Source organism: Halomonas binhaiensis (assembly GCF_008329985.2).
Taxonomy (GTDB): Bacteria; Pseudomonadota; Gammaproteobacteria; order Pseudomonadales; family Halomonadaceae; genus Halomonas; species Halomonas binhaiensis.
In genome coordinates this window covers 1,820,958-1,835,908 of record NZ_CP038437.2, presented here as the reverse complement: position 1 = coordinate 1,835,908, position 14,951 = coordinate 1,820,958, and the positions used below count along the sequence as shown (strand labels likewise).

Genomic DNA, 14,951 nt, shown 5'->3' with positions numbered 1-14,951 from the left:
GAGAAGCAATCCTTGACAAACTCGTTCGGGAATCAACGGTGGTAGGGGTGACCCACCATCAATGTCCAAGCTCGATACAGCTGCTCTGCGAGCACTATCCGTACCACGGGATGCGGGAGAGTCAGAGGAGATAACGACCAGCGCTGGTGAGCCCTGGCCGACAACTCGGACGACAGTCCATCCGGGCCACCTACCAGCAGCACCACATCGCGTCCCTCCATGCGCCAGGCGTCGGCCTCCTGAGCCAGGTGCTCAGTTGTCCATGCCTTGCCCAGCACCTCAAGAGCGACGATGTGCTCGTCCCCCTTGAGGCGTGTCTCTATACGCTCGGCTTCCTGAGCTATTGCCCGCGCCACATCGGCATTCTTGCCACGATGACCGGGGGCAATTTCTTCAATCTCGAGGGAGAAGTCCCTGGGCAAACGCTTGCGATATTCCTCGACACCATCGTTCACCCATGCCGGCATGCGAGTACCGACCGCCAGCAGGCGGACCTTCATGCCTTGACCTCTTCCCCGACTTCTTCAGCACCGTCTTCGGCACACTCCCCCGCACCGACATCCGTACTGTCCGTAGGAAGGTCCGCCCACAGGCGTTCCAGGTCATAGAGTTCGCGAGTCTGCGGCAACATCAGGTGCACCACCAGGTCGCCAAGGTCGACCAGCACCCAGTCGGCACCATTTTCGCCCTCGACCCCCAGGGGAGGAACACCATTCTCCTTGGCTGCTGTGATCACGCTGTTAGCCAGTGCCGAGATATGGCGGCTGGAAGTACCACTGGCCACCACCATCCAATCGGTGACACTTGTCAGACGGGAAACATCGAGCATAGTGATGTCATTGGCTTTGACATCTTCAAGCGCCTCGATAACCAGTGTTTTTAAAGCGTCGATCTGCATAGTCCCTCATCAATGGGAATTACCGTAAACCGATATTGTAAACCTTTGGCTCGCAACTGGCAGCGCCTGATTCACCCTTCTCGGCAATCGCATTGCAGATAAAGTCCCTTGGCCTGGATTTCTGCCTCCACTGCCTCTGCTAGCAGGTATCTGACGCTGCCTCCTCGTGCCAGCCGCTCACGCACAAAAGTCGCGGAAATCGCCATGCGCGACGGCAGGCACAGGCGCAGCAGTCGACCATAAGGGCGTGCCATCAGCGCCTCGACACTCTCCACTTCACGACCCGCAAGCAAGGTACGCAAGGCCGGCGGCAGAGGGCTGCCATGATCCGGCCGATCGACCACCACCAAGTTGGCCAGCTCGAACAGGCGCTCTGGTTCGTGCCAGCCAGCCAGCTTGAGAAAGGCATCATGGCCCAGCGCCATGACCAGACACGCATCGTTCCCATAGCGGCGACGCAGCACCGCCAAGGTATCAGCGCTATAGGAAGGTCCTGCCCGCTCGAGCTCCAGAGGATCAGCCACGACCCCAGGTGTATCGCCAATGCCCAGGCGCAGCAAGGCCAGGCGCTGCTCAGGGGATACTTGTGGCTGATCACGCAGGGGTGGCTGGGCTGCAGGAATCATATGAACACCGTGCAACCCCAGCACCTCGCGCAGCTCGACAGCAGTGCGCAGATGGCCTAGATGAACGGGATCGAAGGTACCGCCAAGCATCGCAATGCGTGCCGGCACCTCTTCATCACCGACTTCAAACTTCAGTGTCACTGGCGAATCTGTCCATCGCCCATCACCACATACTTGCGCGTAGTAAGACCTTCAAGGCCCACAGGACCGCGCACATGCAGGCGATCAGTAGAAATGCCGATCTCGGCGCCCAGGCCATATTCGAAGCCATCGGCAAAGCGTGTCGAAGCGTTGACCATCACTGAACTGGAATCGACTTCCGCCAGGAAACGCCGTGCCAGGGTATAACTCTCGGTGACAATGGCATCGGTATGGCGCGAGCTATAGCGCTCAATATGTGCCATGGCCTCTTCAATGCCGTCGACGACGCGAATGGACAGTATGGGGGCCAGATACTCGGTGGCCCAATCCTCATCACTCGCCGCATTCATTTGCGGCACAATGGCACAGGCTCGTTCACAACCACGCAACTCGACGCCGTGCTCGAGATATGCCGCTGCCAGGCGTGGCAGCAGTTGTGCTGCAACAGGTTCATCCACCAGCAAGGTTTCCATGGCGTTACACACACCATAACGATGCGTCTTGGCATTGATCACAATGGCTTCAGCCTTGTCCAGGTCAGCGCTAGCATCCACATAGACATGGCAGATTCCGTCCAGGTGCTTTATCACCGGCACCCGGGCATCGGAGGATATGCGCTCGATCAATGACTTGCCGCCCCGCGGAATAATGACATCCACGTACTCAGGCATCGCAATCAGGCGACCAACCGCGGCGCGATCAGTGGTTTCCACCATCTGTACGGCGGCTGCAGGCAATCCAACATCTGCCAGGCCTTTCGTAATACACTCACTCAATGCAATATTTGAAGCATTGGCTTCGGAGCCGCCACGCAGTATGCAGGCATTGCCCGACTTCAGGCACAGGCTGGCCGCATCCAGAGTGACGTTGGGGCGCGACTCGTAGATGATGCCAATGACACCCAGAGGAACACGCATCTGACCCAGCTCAATACCACTAGGGAGTGTACGCAAGCCATCGATCTCGCCCACAGGGTCAGGCAAGGCCGCGACTTGATGCAGGCCTTCAATCATGGCATCAATGCGCGCATCATTCAGTGCCAGGCGATCAAGAAGCGCAGCATCCAGACCTTTGTCTCGACCACGCTCAAGGTCCTGGGCATTGGCAGCCTTGATCAGCTCACGAGCTGCAAGCAGGTGTGCGGCGACGGCCAGCAGAGCCTGATTCTTGACGGCAGTGCTGGCGCGACGAAGCTGAGTAGCCGCATCACGAGCCGACTGGCCCAGTTGTGTCATGTAGGCGTCAACATCGGCGACCTGGGTGATGGCATCATTGGCGTTGGCTTGGGCGGTCATGCCGAAAAGGATCTCCTCGGAGGGAAGCGCTAGCGACTTGTCAGTCAGCGGCTTCTCGAACTCTTGTCAATGGAAGGCACCATACTAAATCAGCATGCGCAACAAGTACAAAGTCGCCCTATTCAGGCTCAATCTTCTTATCGTTGCTGGCTTGCTCGGTTATCAGGCCGTCACCGTCGCACATCCCATAGACGCCGGACTGCTAGGTCTGGCAACAGTCTGGCTGGTCGTCAGCGCTCTGCTGCTTGAATTCAGCCACAGGCGTCATGCCTACCGCCCGTGGTTAATGGTGCCAAGCATTCTCCTGGCCAGCCTGCTGACCCTGAGCCCTGCACAGAACAGCGAATGGCTATGGGTCTGGCCATGCCTTCTGCTGCTTCCCCAGAACCAATGGATGCTGGTACTGAACATTTGCCTGGCAGGTTTCTCCTGGTGGTGGTTACTGGGGTCATTGAGCCTGCATCATTGGCTGTTTGCCGGGGCCATATTGAGCATATTCATGCTGCTTGCCGTGGCCCATTCCCTGCCTATCACGCAACGCCAGCGCAGCTTTTTGCAGCGCGCGCGACTGGCTCCTGGATTGCCGCTCTGGCCATTGGCACAACTCGAGCGTGACCTGCCCAGGGAAACCAGCCGCGCCACCCGTGATGGCGTACACACCGAACTGGTCCTAGTGCAGACCAGCCCACTGCACCTGTGGCCTCTGGCCCACCACTTATGCAAACTCATTCATCGCTTCGAAAACGTCTACCACCTGAACGGCCGGACGCTTGGCATGATCCTGACCAGCACCACATCGAAGCACGCCCAGCAGCGCCGTAATGACATGCTCGAAGCGATCGACCACCCAGTCACCGTTCGCGTCGTTCAACTCTCCGGCCTCAACTCCCTGTCCCAAGCCCTGGCCGCGCTGGACAAGCAAGCGCCTTCGACACACTTTGTGGAGGGCAGCGCATGACCGACCATCCTCACTGGGCTCCCGAGTTACGAGCTGCAGCCGGTATCGTTGCCACACTAATGCTGGCAGGGTTGTCAATCTGGCACTATCTCGTCGGCGACTACCGACTGATTGCCCTGCCAGCAGCGGTAGCTTGCCTGCTGCTGATCACCACTCTCAGCACGTTGCGCCGGCCTACACGCACCATGGATTATTTGCTGTTGGTCTGCGGTTACCTGGTCACCTTCATGCAGCTCCCGACCCTGGACGACTTCCACACCTTGTGGCTATGCGCCCTGGTAGTATTCAACCTGATGCTCCTGCCGCTATCGCCCTTGCTGACACTGGCCCTGAATCTGGTGCTGATGCCAGCATGGATCGTCCGCCTGGAGGGCAGTTTCGCCGCATGGAATCACACCCAGCCCTACCTGACCATGGTGGCCATCGTTGCGCTATGTGGCTGGGAGTTCCAACGCCAGCGGGCTTTGGCCCGGGCAACCGATCCAAACGACCCCGACTGCGACGCAGTCAATCACCACACTCTGCACGAGCGCCTGGAGGGAGAGGTCGACAGGGCACGGCACCTGGAACAAGGCCTGGTCGTGTTGATTCTGCACCTTCCTCAACTGGACATTACCAGCGAGCAATTCGGCCCCAGGGCCCAACTGTCACAGCTCGATTTACTATGCCGGGCCGTGCGTTCCCGTTGCCGCGACCATGATATTCTCGGTCGCCAGAATCACGCCGATTTCTGGCTGGTCCTGCCTAACACGTCAGAAAGTGGTGCACTGCTGGTACTCAAGCGCCTGGAGCAGATGCTGGACAATATCCGGCTTACCGATACTATCCCCGTGACCTTATGCTCATGTCTGTGTACCCTGCGCCCGGGTGAAACCTGGCCTGACTTCGAACAGCGCCTGGAAAAGAGCACCTTCGACCTGAACATCTCCTGTCATAGCGGAACGCAAGCGCTCACGCCATCTTCTTGACATCGAGAGGCTGGCATGGGCCCACCAAGGAATCATGCAAGTGGATCTAGGGAACTGGCTGTACCAGATGATGCCATCTCCAGGCGTACTTCTGGCATTGATCATCACAATCGCCTTGGTGGAGTCACTGGCACTGATTGGCCTGCTGGTACCTGGCGTGGTCCTGATCACGGCTGCTGCGTCCCTGGCCGGGCACTACGAGATCGCACTGATCTGGGTGATAGCCTGTGCCTTCTTAGGCGCCATCATCGGCGACGGTGCCAGCTATACACTCGGCTATCGCTACCGCGATCAGGTCACTTCCATGTGGCCCTTGTCGAAACATCCTGAATGGTTGGAACGAGGCAAACGCTTCTTCGATCACCATGGCCCGCTTTCGGTACTCTTGGGCCGTTTCGTCGGCCCCGTACGTCCCATCGTGCCGTTGATAGCCGGCATCATGCACATGCCGCCAGCCACTTTCACCTGGGCCAATGTAGGATCGGCAGTGCTATGGGCGCCGGCTTACGTGCTGCCAGGCTACTTTCTCGGCAGCACCTGGGACCAGTGGCAGGCACTTCCGAAGGCTCTGAATCCCTGGCTCATTGGCCTGGGCATTACCGTCGTGGTGCTTGCCCTGCTGTTTTCTCTGGTGCGGCATCATGCCAACCCGGAGGGACTGCTCTATCGCGGCCTGGCTTGGCTAACCGCCCGCCTGCCAGGTGGTGACAAGCTATGGCGCATCCTGGCCCCTCATCATGAGGACGAGCCACCTCTTGCCAGTTGGCTGCTGTTACTCGGCTCCCTGGCCGGGCTATCTGCCTGGACCCTGATCGTACTGGATGCTGATGGCCCCATGCCCATGGACGCGCGGCTGAATGCCATCGTCAGCGGCCTCGACCTACCATTACTGCCGACATTTTCGGAAGTCATGGCCAAGACCGGTGACATGCTCGGCATTACGATCATCGCATTGCCCTGGCTGGCCTGGTTGCTTGTGAAACGCCATTGGGCAGCCCTGGGCCATGTTCTATCTGCCCTATTAGGCGTTGCCGCCCTCAATACACTGGGCAAGGAACTAATCGGTAGAGCAAGACCCGACACGCCAGATTATCTAGCCAATTCCTTCTCTTATCCCAGTGCCCACACCTCGGCCAGCGTAGTGGTCTTCGGCCTGGCAGCCACTTTCATCGCCCAGGCCCTGCCGCGACACCAGCGCTATTGGCCATATTGGGCAGCCATTCTGATCGTGGTGCCCATGGCCCTGTCACGCATTACCTTGGGAGTGCATTGGTTGAGTGACCTGATCGGCGGCAGCTTGCTTGGCCTGGTGGTTTGCGCCATGACGCAACTGGCGTGGTTACGTCAGGAGCGCAAGCCTCTCTCGCCCTGCCCCCTGCCTGCTCTGCTGCTTGCTTCACTGCTGCTGGTCTGTGCAAGAGTGTTGTGGCTACCACCCGTCTAAATACCATCGGAAGGAGAAGATAGCTTTCGCGTTGTTCGCCTTCTTCTTCAGCCAAGCGCCAGCCACAACCCTACGCCTAACATCAACGTGCCTGCGACACGGTTGAGCAAACGTACGTTACCGCCCTTGGCCAGCAGATGGCGCAGGCTCTTGCCACCACTGGCATATAACATCAAGGCACAGAACTCGATGGCAAGGATCATCACGATCAACACCAGCAACTGCCCTATAAAAGGGCGTGTGGCATCAAGAAAAGGAGGCAGAAGCGCCACGAAAAAGGCCCACCCCTTGGGATTGGCAACCGCCGTGACAAACCCCTGCATGGCCAGTTCCTTGCGGGCTGTAGGGGCCACGTCAGAGAGGTCGTCGGGAATGGCCATGCGGCCTCTTGAACGCCACATCTGTATGCCCAGGTAGAACAGATAGGCACCGCCAACCCACTTGAACACGGCAAACATGGCCGGCAACTTGAGCATCAACGCAGCCACACCCGCCCCTGCAGCAAAAGCCACCAGGCCAACACCCAGCAACTCACCAATCATCATCCACAGGGCACGCTTCACCCCCTGGGTCATGCCCAGCACCATCGCCAGGGTCATGCACATCCCTGGTGTCAGAGAAACGAATAGAAAGGTAGGGACGAAGACAGACAGCACCGCCAAAGAAGGCATCAGGTTTCCTTACCACAGCACATGGAATGAAATTACAACGGAATATCGCCCCGGATCATGATGCTTGCCTGTCCGAGCCATCATGCCAGCCCCGTCAATCATCCCCCCAACGAGGCACCAGTTGCTGTTCGATACCCAACTGGTTAAGTATGCGAGCCACAATGAAGTCGACCATATCTTCAACGCACTTCGGTTGATGATAGAAGCCCGGTGCCGCTGGCAGGATCACGGCTCCCATGCGCGTCAGGCTCAACATATGCTCGAGATGAATTGCGGACAGCGGAGTTTCTCGCGGCACCAGCACCAGCTTGCGACGCTCCTTGAGTGCCACATCAGCCGCCCGCTCTATCAGATTATTGCTTGCCCCCGTCGCCACTGCCGACAGAGTGCCAGTCGAGCACGGACAGATGACCATGGCCGCAGCAGCCCCGGACCCCGAAGCGACGGGAGCCATCCAGTCCTCACGAGCAAAGCAGCGCAGCTGTCCTGGCGTCGCCCCATAGCGCTTTTCCAGCACTTCAGCCAGACGCTCCGGCCTGGCAGGCAAAGCCTCATCGGTTTCCGTGGCAATGACCATATGGGCCGCCTTGGATACCATCACCCAGACTTCATGCTTTGCCGCCACCAGCATTTCTATCAGGCGCAGCCCATACTGCGCCCCGGAGGCACCCGTCAGGGCCACGCTGATGGGAGCATTGAAGCCCTCCGTCATCGACGGCTTGGGCGAGGCGTCAATCATGGGCAGTCTCCAATGCCTGCAATAGACGTTCGTGAATGCCCTCGAAGCCTCCATTGGACATCACCACGATACGATCATAGGGTCGGGCCTCTGCCACTACAGCGGCGACCAACGCATCAATGTCACCAAGGCAGGTCGCCGGCACCGGCGACTCGGCAATCACCCTATCCAGTGACCAGTCCAGGCCCTCTGGTTGATACCACCATACTGCATCGGCACTCGCCACGCTGTCCGCAAGGCGTGAACTGAGCGTTCCCAGACGCATGGTATTTGAACGCGGCTCGATCACGGCCAGAACCCGGCCTCGCTGTGTCGCTGCCCGCAAGCCTTCCAGGGTTGCCTGAATGGCAGTAGGGTGATGGGCAAAATCATCAATGACCTGAATACCCGCCACTTCACCACGCACTTCCTGGCGCCGGCGCGGAGTCTCGAAGCGAGACAAGGCCGCCGCACTGCGCGCCAGATCAACCCTGAAATGTGCCGATGCCGCCAATGCCGCCAGCGCATTGCGAGCGTTGTAAGTGCCTGTCAGCGACCAGTCCACCACAGCGTCCTCCTCGCTACCATCTTCCAGGCGATGGATGACTCGAAAACGGCTGGCGTCCTCGCGCTCCAGCTCGATTCTCCATGCTGAATCAGGCTGAGTGCCAAAACGCTCGATGGGTGTCCATGCTCCCTGCGCCAGCACACGGTCCAAAGCCGGTTCACCATCCGCAACCAGCAGACACCCCTTGCTCGGCACTGTACGCACCAGATGGTGAAACTGGCGTTCGATGGCTGCCAGGTCGGGGAAGATATCAGCATGATCGAACTCCAGGTTGCCCATTACCGCCACAGTTGGCCGGTAATGAACGAACTTGGAGCGCTTGTCGAAGAAGGCTGTGTCGTACTCGTCGGCCTCTACCACGAATGGACCTTCGGGATCGCCAAGCCGGGCTGAAACACCGAAGTTACGTGGCACACCGCCAATCAGGAAACCTGGGTTCAGGCCTGCACTTTCCAGGATCCAGGCAGTGAGGCTGGCTGTCGTGGTCTTGCCATGAGTTCCAGCAATGGCAATCACAGGCCGGCCGGGCAACACATGCTCAGAAAGCCACTGTGCACCGGAGACATAGGCCATCCCTTCATCAAGCACTGCTTCCACCTCGGCATTGCCCCTCGACAGCGCATTGCCGATGATCACCAGATCAGGCCGCGGAACCAGATTATCGGCGCCATAGCCTGACATCAGAGCAATGCCAGCCTCTTCCAGCTGGGTACTCATGGGAGGATAGACATTGGCATCCGAGCCACTGACCTGGTGACCCAACTCTCGCGCCAGCAGGGCCAGACTGCCCATGAAGGTTCCGCAGATTCCGACAATATGAAGATGCATGGGGGCGCCTCCGAGCGCACATGACCAACCCGAAGCGGGCAGACTATCACGCTACTCAGAAGCCCTCCAGCAGCGCCGAGGCATGGACAATCCGTGCTATCCCGGGTGCACCTGGGGAACCAATGGGCTAGAATCGCGCCCAACACAATTACGCTGGCGCCATAGATACCAGGGAAGCAATGAATCGATAGGCGAACGGGATGAAGCGGCAGAGAGGTACTGCCGCTAGTATGTGGGAAGTTTTGGCGCGGAAGGTCACGCGTGAAAATGCACCACACCTGACGGGAGCACAGACGCACGGAGCGTGTCTGGGTTCCCGCAGCCCCTCTTGCATAGCCCGTCATACACTGCTTCCTGGCGCCGAAGTCATCCCCTCAGGAGTCCCAGCCCCATGGCTCAGCACAACGCCTTCTACGCCCAGTCCGGTGGTGTCACTGCCGTGATCAATGCCAGTGCCTGTGGCGTCATTGAAGCCTGTCGCCGTAACAGTGACCGCATTGGCAAGGTATACGCCGGCCATAACGGTATCATCGGCGCTCTCACCGAAGACCTGATCGACGTCAACCAGGAGAGCGACGAAACCATCGCGGCCCTGCGCCACACTCCGGGCGGTGCCTTTGGCTCCTGCCGCTACAAGCTCAAGGACATCGACAGCCATCGTGCCCAGTACGAGCGCCTGATCGAAGTCTTCAAGGCCCATGACATCCGCTACTTCTTCTACAACGGTGGCGGAGACAGCGCAGACACATGCCTCAAGGTGTCTCAGCTGTCTGAGAAGATGGGATATCCGCTGACCGCCATCCATGTGCCGAAGACTGTCGATAACGATCTGCCGATCACCGACAACTGCCCTGGCTTCGGCAGCGTGGCCAAGTACATTGCCACCTCCACTCTCGAAGCTTCCCTGGACATCGCCTCCATGTGCGCCACGTCCACCAAGGTATTCGTGCTCGAGGTCATGGGACGCCATGCTGGCTGGATTGCAGCCGCCGGCGGCCTGGCTGGCCAAGGCGAAGGCGAACCTCCGCATCTGATCATCTTCCCTGAGGTTCCCTTCGATCGTCGCAAGGTCATGGAGCGGGTCGAGTACGCAGTGAAGCACTATGGCTACTGCGTGATCGTGGTCTCCGAAGGTGCCCGTTACGAAGACGGGACCTTCCTGGCCGACTCCGGCAACACCGATGCGTTCGGCCATCGCCAACTGGGCGGGGTTGCTCCTACCTTGGCGGGCATGGTCAAGCAGGACCTCGGCTACAAGTATCATTGGGCGGTAGCCGACTATCTGCAGCGTGCGGCTCGTCACCTTGGCGCCAAGACCGATGTGGAGCAGGCCTATGCCGTGGGCGAAAAAGCCGTAGAGCTGGCTCTGGCCGGCCAGAACTCCATGATGCCTGCCATCAAGCGCATCAGCGATGCTCCCTACCAGTGGCAGATCGAAGCGGCTCCCCTGGCAGAGGTCGCCAACCGCGAAAAGTTCATGCCGCCGGAATTCATCAGTGCAGATGGCTTCGGTATTTCCGATGCCTGCCGCTCCTACCTGTCTCCGCTGATTCAGGGCGAGGATTTCCCTCCCTTTGAAAACGGCCTGCCCAAGGTCGCCAAGCTCAAGCTTGCCCGCGTTGAAAAACGCCTTCCGGAATTCTCTCTGTAAGCCATCGGCTTACAGCGACATTCCTGACAGCAAGCCCTCGCCCCGCCAATCATGGCGGGGCGAGGGCATCATGTCGGACGTGTCACCAGCATCACACCTCCCAGCAGAATGACACCACCAACCAGGAAGCTTGCCGTCAGCGGCTCTTCAAGCAGCATAGCGCCGAACATCACCCCGAAGATCGGTGCCAGAAACGACAGCACACCCAACTGTGATGCCAGATAGCGGCGTAGCAAGGCAAACCATAACAGCAATACGCCAAAGGAAATCACCAAGGTCTGGAAAGCCAGACTGGTCACTGCCGACGTCGTGACAGCCATGTTTCCAAGATCCCCCCTCAGCGCCGCAACAGGTAGCAGCAGCGCTGCTGCCGTGACCAGTTGATAGAACAGCGTCTGCAATGGCGGCGCTTCAGACAAGGACGAGCGGCGCAAGACCAGCGTGGTCATCGCCCAGGAAACACCGGCCAGCAGGCCCAGCATATCCCCTAGTAACGTGGCACCATTGACGGACACGCCCCCTATCGGCGCCATTGCCACCACCAGCCCACCGAATGCGATCATCATTCCCAGCCACTGGCGCTTTACCAGTTGCTCACCTGGTACGAGAAAATGCAGCCCCAGGGCGGCAAAGATGGGCGCCGTATAGAGAAAGACAGACATATGCGACGCCAGTGTGTAATTCAGCCCTATTGCCACGAACACGAATTCAAAGGTAAACCCCAACCCGACCAGCAGGCCCGGCCCCACCCCTGCTCGCAGTTCGGCAAAGCGGACACCACGCCAAACCATCAACCCTCCAACCAGCAGTGCTGCCAGAAACGAGCGAATGGCAATCTGCGTCAGTGGCGACACTTCCGCGGCAATCGCCTTGATGGCAACCTGCTGCAGACCAAGGGCCAGACAGAAAGCCAGCATGGCCACGCCAGCCATCATGTCCACAGGACGGCGAGAGTGATGAAGCGCCGATACCTGAACGCCGCCGACAGCAACACATCGTGATTCCGCCATTTTCCTTCCCCCCCCCTGGTGATAGGCGTTTCGATCAGAGATAACCGGGCAGATACAGCGAACCGGGATAGCTGAGCTGGGTTAGTCGAGCAGAGATATCAAGTAGCGCTAGTTCAACATTTGCCCGTCTCGTGTCCAAACGATTAATGTGGGCACTTAGGCTCAGGAAAACTCAACCCATGAAAATAGAGCGACTACCACTCAATGCTCTCAGGGCATTTGCGGAGGCGACTCGAGAGGGTAGCTTCAAGGCAGCAGCCACTCGACTCAACGTCACACCTGGCGCGGTGAGCCGGCAGGTCAAGCAGCTTGAGGGATACCTGGACACGGTGCTGTTCGAGCGTCAGCCCAATGGCGTCCGCCCTACGGCAAAGGGACAACTGCTGGCTCAGGATATTGATGCCGGCCTGCAGCGAATCGCCGATGCGGTCGCAGCGCTCCATACACAATCCCAGGTCGCTTTTTCCCTGTTGATCAGTGCACCGCCGTCCTTTTCCCAATTGTGGCTACTGCCACGCCTGGAAGATTTTGAAACCCGTGGGGAACAGGTGGCCATTTCGGTGGATGCAAGCCAGTCATTCAGCGAGCCGTCGTGGCATGAGGAAGGAGCGCGCCTGGCACTACGCTACGGCCGAGCTCCTTGGAGTGGTGTGAAAGGCGTTCAACTGTTCGAAGACGTCCTGATACCTGTCTGCTCTCCCAACCTTCTCGAGCGCAGCCCCATCAGCCAGCCTTCCGACCTGCTCGACCATACATTATTCGAAGTCAGCTGGCGCACTCAGCAACGTGGAGGCTTCCCGGGTTGGCGCGACTGGTTTGCAGCTGCCGGCCTGACAGACGCCTCTCTCTCCGGGTTGCGCCACTACTCCTTGTACGGGCTTGCCCTGGATCAGACCATCGCTGCACGTGGCGTCATGCTGGCCAGCTATCCGCTGGTCGCCGACCGTCTCGAAAGTGGTGTACTGGCATGCCCCTTTGGCGATGCCTATGAGCTTGCCTCACCATTCACCTATGAGCTCGTCATGCCCCGCCATGGCACCCCCCCAGCCGGCATCGACAGCTTCATCGACTGGTTGCTGGCAACCGCCAAACATTTCCGGCAACACAAATGGCCACCTCATCGCCCAACGTCGCTCTAGCGTAGCCACCAGGAAAGCACCAACAACAGCATCAGCAAGGCTGCAATACATTGCCAAAGCTTGGTAGGTTCTTTCCTCTCCCCAGGAATTGAGGACTCTTCACGACCATGCCTGACGGGCTTGAGGTGATAGAGAAATTCCGACAAGCGACGGAAACGCAGCGAACGCTGAGGGTCCAGCGCACGACGCAGGGCCTCATCAAGTTCATCACTGACTTCTGGGTTCAAGCTACGGGCACTGCGGTAGCTGAGCTGTTCAAGGTCGGTATGGCTGCGCAGACGATTGGTCGGCACTGCATAGGGCAAATCTCCCGTCAGCAGCCAATAGATGGTGGAAGCCAGAGCATACTGGTCACTGCGTCTCCCTACCTCGTCATCCAGCGCGTATTCCGGAGCACTATGTTCATTCAGCCCTACTTGCTGAACCAGGCGACGAGAACGGCGATGACCATCCACATCACGCAAATGGCATGCGCTGAAGTCCGCTAGAATGACTTGCCCATGTGGGTCAATCAGCACATTGTCCGGATGCACCTGCTGGTGAATCAGGTCTCTACGATGCAGTGCCTGCAACGCCTTGCCAAGCTGTGATGCCAGATCAAGACGCTGCGCCAGGCTGGCCATGGGATGAAGGCGCACCCACTCCGTCAGGGTCACGCCCTCGACATGACGCATGAGATAATAGAGATAGCGGCGCGGACGAGAAGGTTCTACGACCCGGACAACGAAAGGCGAATGCACTCTTTCCACCACCCATTGCTGCAGCAGAAAGTGCTCCAGGTAAACATTGCGATTGGAAAGTTCGGGACTGGGTGCCTTGAGCACCGATGTTCGGCCACTCTTGATGTCATGCACTCGATAGACACGGGAATGCGCCGTACGCGAGAGCACGTCATCCACTTCAAAACCGTCGAGACGATCCCCCTTGTTCAGTTCCGGGGGAATAGGCAGGTCTCCATAGACGCGGCTGGGACGATCAGGAGTCGCATCCGGCAGCTCATCGACCCGGACCAACTGGAAACAAAAAGAGTCACTGCCATAACCCCGCTCACCGGCCCGTTCTTTGGCAGCCTGGGCAAGGCGCTCGCATGCTGCATCCAGATCGCTGGCATCCTGGCGAATCAGGCCGACATAGTCCGAAGGCATCAAGGTGCCGCGCACACTCTGGGTCGTGAACAGGAAAATATCTCCCTGCTTCAACGGTATCGCTGCATAGTCAACATCAACCCTGGCATCCATGCCTAGTGCCCGAGCCGGATAGCGGTACCCGCCAAGATCAGTAACATGATCTCGTGTCAGTTGCTCGAACTCCGCTCCACGCAGGCGGAACACCAGCGTATCACCGACATGAAACAGGTGAGCATCGCGACCAAGGAAGATCAGCGTCGACAGCGAAGATACATAGCTACCATCCTGAACCTGGCGGGTCTGCCCATGGCACCATGCGTTGAGTGAGTGCAGCACCCGGTGGACGGAGATCTTTATCTCCCAGTGTTCGGGGGTGGAGTAATAATCAGCCAGAAAGCCACGCACACTGAGATCACTGGCCTGCTTGGCCAGAGCATTGCGGGATGCCGAATCACTGACCAGTGCCGCAGCCCCCTTGGACTGCATCTGGCGTTCATCCGGCATACTTACCGACATGGAGCTGCGATGATGGCGCCGGTCCGGCGCAACAAAAGCCTGTCCATAACTCAGTGATAAACGCGGGGTGGCCAAGAAACCCTCCTGATCATCGACTTCAGGCCCCAGGAGCTGTGGATCGCCTTGCCCCTGGCATGTATAAGGTTGCCATCATACACGCCAGGAATGGTAATCGGTGCTCGGGATTCGTATAATTCGCCCGCTTTTTTACTGTTCCGAACATCCGCCAAGGAACCGCTGAATAAAGCAGACATGCGTGGCGACACGCGAGCATTTACCCAGCGGTTCTCAGGAGACACGCGATAAGTCGACGAGCATGTTCAAGCACAAGGCGCCCGGAGCACAGGAGTCTGAACATATGGCGACATGTGAGAACGACGAGCACCGCGTAGC

14 protein-coding genes are annotated in these 14,951 nt (G+C 58.7%); 5 read left to right on the top strand and 9 right to left on the bottom strand.

The genetic code is table 11. The features are described from left to right. Positions 1–32 precede the first annotated feature (32 nt). The 4 genes from rlmH to E4T21_RS08015 all read right to left on the bottom strand — a co-directional run bounded on the left by rlmH (position 33) and on the right by E4T21_RS08015 (position 2,960). Entirely contained in the window at positions 33–500 is a 468-nt protein-coding gene (gene rlmH / locus E4T21_RS08030) for a 23S rRNA (pseudouridine(1915)-N(3))-methyltransferase RlmH (protein WP_149284502.1), read from the bottom strand. Beyond that, entirely contained in the window at positions 497–898 is a 402-nt protein-coding gene (gene rsfS, locus E4T21_RS08025) for a ribosome silencing factor (RefSeq protein WP_149284501.1), read from the bottom strand. Before rsfS ends, rlmH begins: the two co-directional genes overlap by 4 nt. Before the next feature lie 71 nt (positions 899–969). Continuing rightward, positions 970–1,614 carry a nicotinate-nucleotide adenylyltransferase gene (gene nadD, locus E4T21_RS08020; protein ID WP_149287103.1) on the bottom strand — a complete coding sequence of 215 codons (645 nt, stop codon included), beginning with the start codon at positions 1,612–1,614 and terminating at the stop codon, positions 970–972. A gap of 47 nt (positions 1,615–1,661) precedes the next feature. After that, a complete protein-coding gene (locus E4T21_RS08015; protein ID WP_149284500.1) occupies positions 1,662–2,960 on the bottom strand; it encodes a glutamate-5-semialdehyde dehydrogenase in 1,299 nt (432 codons plus the stop codon). 94 nt (positions 2,961–3,054) lie between these two features. Between E4T21_RS08015 and E4T21_RS08010 the strand changes: the two genes are divergently transcribed. Genes E4T21_RS08010 through E4T21_RS08000 form a run of 3 tightly spaced genes read left to right on the top strand, consistent with a single transcriptional unit; the run spans position 3,055 to position 6,330 of the window. Next, a complete protein-coding gene (locus E4T21_RS08010) occupies positions 3,055–3,918 on the top strand; it encodes a hypothetical protein (RefSeq protein ID WP_149284499.1) in 864 nt (287 codons plus the stop codon). Further along, positions 3,915–4,886, top strand: a complete 972-nt coding sequence (locus E4T21_RS08005) for a diguanylate cyclase domain-containing protein (RefSeq protein WP_240349329.1) — start codon at positions 3,915–3,917, stop codon at positions 4,884–4,886. The genes E4T21_RS08010 and E4T21_RS08005 overlap by 4 nt, the downstream gene beginning before the upstream one ends. Before the next feature lie 34 nt (positions 4,887–4,920). Next, on the top strand, positions 4,921–6,330 hold the full coding sequence (locus E4T21_RS08000) for a bifunctional DedA family/phosphatase PAP2 family protein (protein WP_338036117.1): 1,410 nt from the start codon (positions 4,921–4,923) through the stop codon (positions 6,328–6,330). A gap of 47 nt (positions 6,331–6,377) precedes the next feature. On the opposite strand, the gene E4T21_RS07995 is transcribed toward E4T21_RS08000, so the two are convergent. The 3 genes from E4T21_RS07995 to mpl all read right to left on the bottom strand — a co-directional run bounded on the left by E4T21_RS07995 (position 6,378) and on the right by mpl (position 9,115). Further along, complete coding sequence (locus tag E4T21_RS07995) at positions 6,378–7,001, bottom strand: LysE family translocator (RefSeq protein WP_149284498.1); 624 nt, start codon at positions 6,999–7,001, stop codon at positions 6,378–6,380. 94 nt (positions 7,002–7,095) lie between these two features. After that, complete coding sequence (locus E4T21_RS07990) at positions 7,096–7,740, bottom strand: flavin prenyltransferase UbiX (protein ID WP_275898221.1); 645 nt, start codon at positions 7,738–7,740, stop codon at positions 7,096–7,098. Further along, positions 7,733–9,115 carry a UDP-N-acetylmuramate:L-alanyl-gamma-D-glutamyl-meso-diaminopimelate ligase gene (mpl, locus tag E4T21_RS07985; RefSeq protein WP_149284497.1) on the bottom strand — a complete coding sequence of 461 codons (1,383 nt, stop codon included), beginning with the start codon at positions 9,113–9,115 and terminating at the stop codon, positions 7,733–7,735. Before mpl ends, E4T21_RS07990 begins: the two co-directional genes overlap by 8 nt. A gap of 391 nt (positions 9,116–9,506) precedes the next feature. Here mpl and E4T21_RS07980 point away from each other — a divergent pair, with 391 nt between their 5' ends. Continuing rightward, positions 9,507–10,766, top strand: a complete 1,260-nt coding sequence (locus E4T21_RS07980) for a 6-phosphofructokinase (RefSeq protein ID WP_149284496.1) — start codon at positions 9,507–9,509, stop codon at positions 10,764–10,766. Positions 10,767–10,834: 68 nt separating this feature from the next. Here E4T21_RS07980 and E4T21_RS07975 read toward each other — a convergent pair whose 3' ends face one another. Continuing rightward, a complete protein-coding gene (locus E4T21_RS07975; protein WP_149284495.1) occupies positions 10,835–11,776 on the bottom strand; it encodes a DMT family transporter in 942 nt (313 codons plus the stop codon). A gap of 179 nt (positions 11,777–11,955) precedes the next feature. Between E4T21_RS07975 and E4T21_RS07970 the strand changes: the two genes are divergently transcribed. Continuing rightward, a complete protein-coding gene (locus tag E4T21_RS07970; protein WP_149284494.1) occupies positions 11,956–12,915 on the top strand; it encodes a LysR family transcriptional regulator in 960 nt (319 codons plus the stop codon). On the opposite strand, the gene E4T21_RS07965 is transcribed toward E4T21_RS07970, so the two are convergent. Further along, positions 12,912–14,633: a bifunctional protein-serine/threonine kinase/phosphatase gene (locus E4T21_RS07965; protein WP_149284493.1), complete on the bottom strand. Its 1,722-nt coding sequence runs from the start codon at positions 14,631–14,633 to the stop codon at positions 12,912–12,914. The genes E4T21_RS07970 and E4T21_RS07965 overlap by 4 nt on opposite strands. Positions 14,634–14,951: the final 318 nt, after the last annotated feature.

What these genes read in the sequence shown, in the direction of transcription:
- E4T21_RS08000 (WP_338036117.1), top strand. Translation starts at nt 4,921, where the DNA reads ATGCAAGTGGATCTAGGGAACTGGCTGTACCAGATGATGCCATCTCCA.
- rlmH (WP_149284502.1), bottom strand. Translation starts at nt 500, where the DNA reads ATGAAGGTCCGCCTGCTGGCGGTCGGTACTCGCATGCCGGCATGGGTG.
- rsfS (WP_149284501.1), bottom strand. Translation starts at nt 898, where the DNA reads ATGCAGATCGACGCTTTAAAAACACTGGTTATCGAGGCGCTTGAAGAT.
- E4T21_RS08010 (WP_149284499.1), top strand. Translation starts at nt 3,055, where the DNA reads ATGCGCAACAAGTACAAAGTCGCCCTATTCAGGCTCAATCTTCTTATC.
- E4T21_RS07970 (WP_149284494.1), top strand. Translation starts at nt 11,956, where the DNA reads ATGAAAATAGAGCGACTACCACTCAATGCTCTCAGGGCATTTGCGGAG.
- E4T21_RS07980 (WP_149284496.1), top strand. Translation starts at nt 9,507, where the DNA reads ATGGCTCAGCACAACGCCTTCTACGCCCAGTCCGGTGGTGTCACTGCC.
- E4T21_RS08015 (WP_149284500.1), bottom strand. Translation starts at nt 2,960, where the DNA reads ATGACCGCCCAAGCCAACGCCAATGATGCCATCACCCAGGTCGCCGAT.
- E4T21_RS07990 (WP_275898221.1), bottom strand. Translation starts at nt 7,740, where the DNA reads ATGATTGACGCCTCGCCCAAGCCGTCGATGACGGAGGGCTTCAATGCT.
- E4T21_RS07995 (WP_149284498.1), bottom strand. Translation starts at nt 7,001, where the DNA reads ATGCCTTCTTTGGCGGTGCTGTCTGTCTTCGTCCCTACCTTTCTATTC.
- E4T21_RS07975 (WP_149284495.1), bottom strand. Translation starts at nt 11,776, where the DNA reads ATGGCGGAATCACGATGTGTTGCTGTCGGCGGCGTTCAGGTATCGGCG.
- E4T21_RS08005 (WP_240349329.1), top strand. Translation starts at nt 3,915, where the DNA reads ATGACCGACCATCCTCACTGGGCTCCCGAGTTACGAGCTGCAGCCGGT.
- mpl (WP_149284497.1), bottom strand. Translation starts at nt 9,115, where the DNA reads ATGCATCTTCATATTGTCGGAATCTGCGGAACCTTCATGGGCAGTCTG.
- nadD (WP_149287103.1), bottom strand. Translation starts at nt 1,614, where the DNA reads ATGCTTGGCGGTACCTTCGATCCCGTTCATCTAGGCCATCTGCGCACT.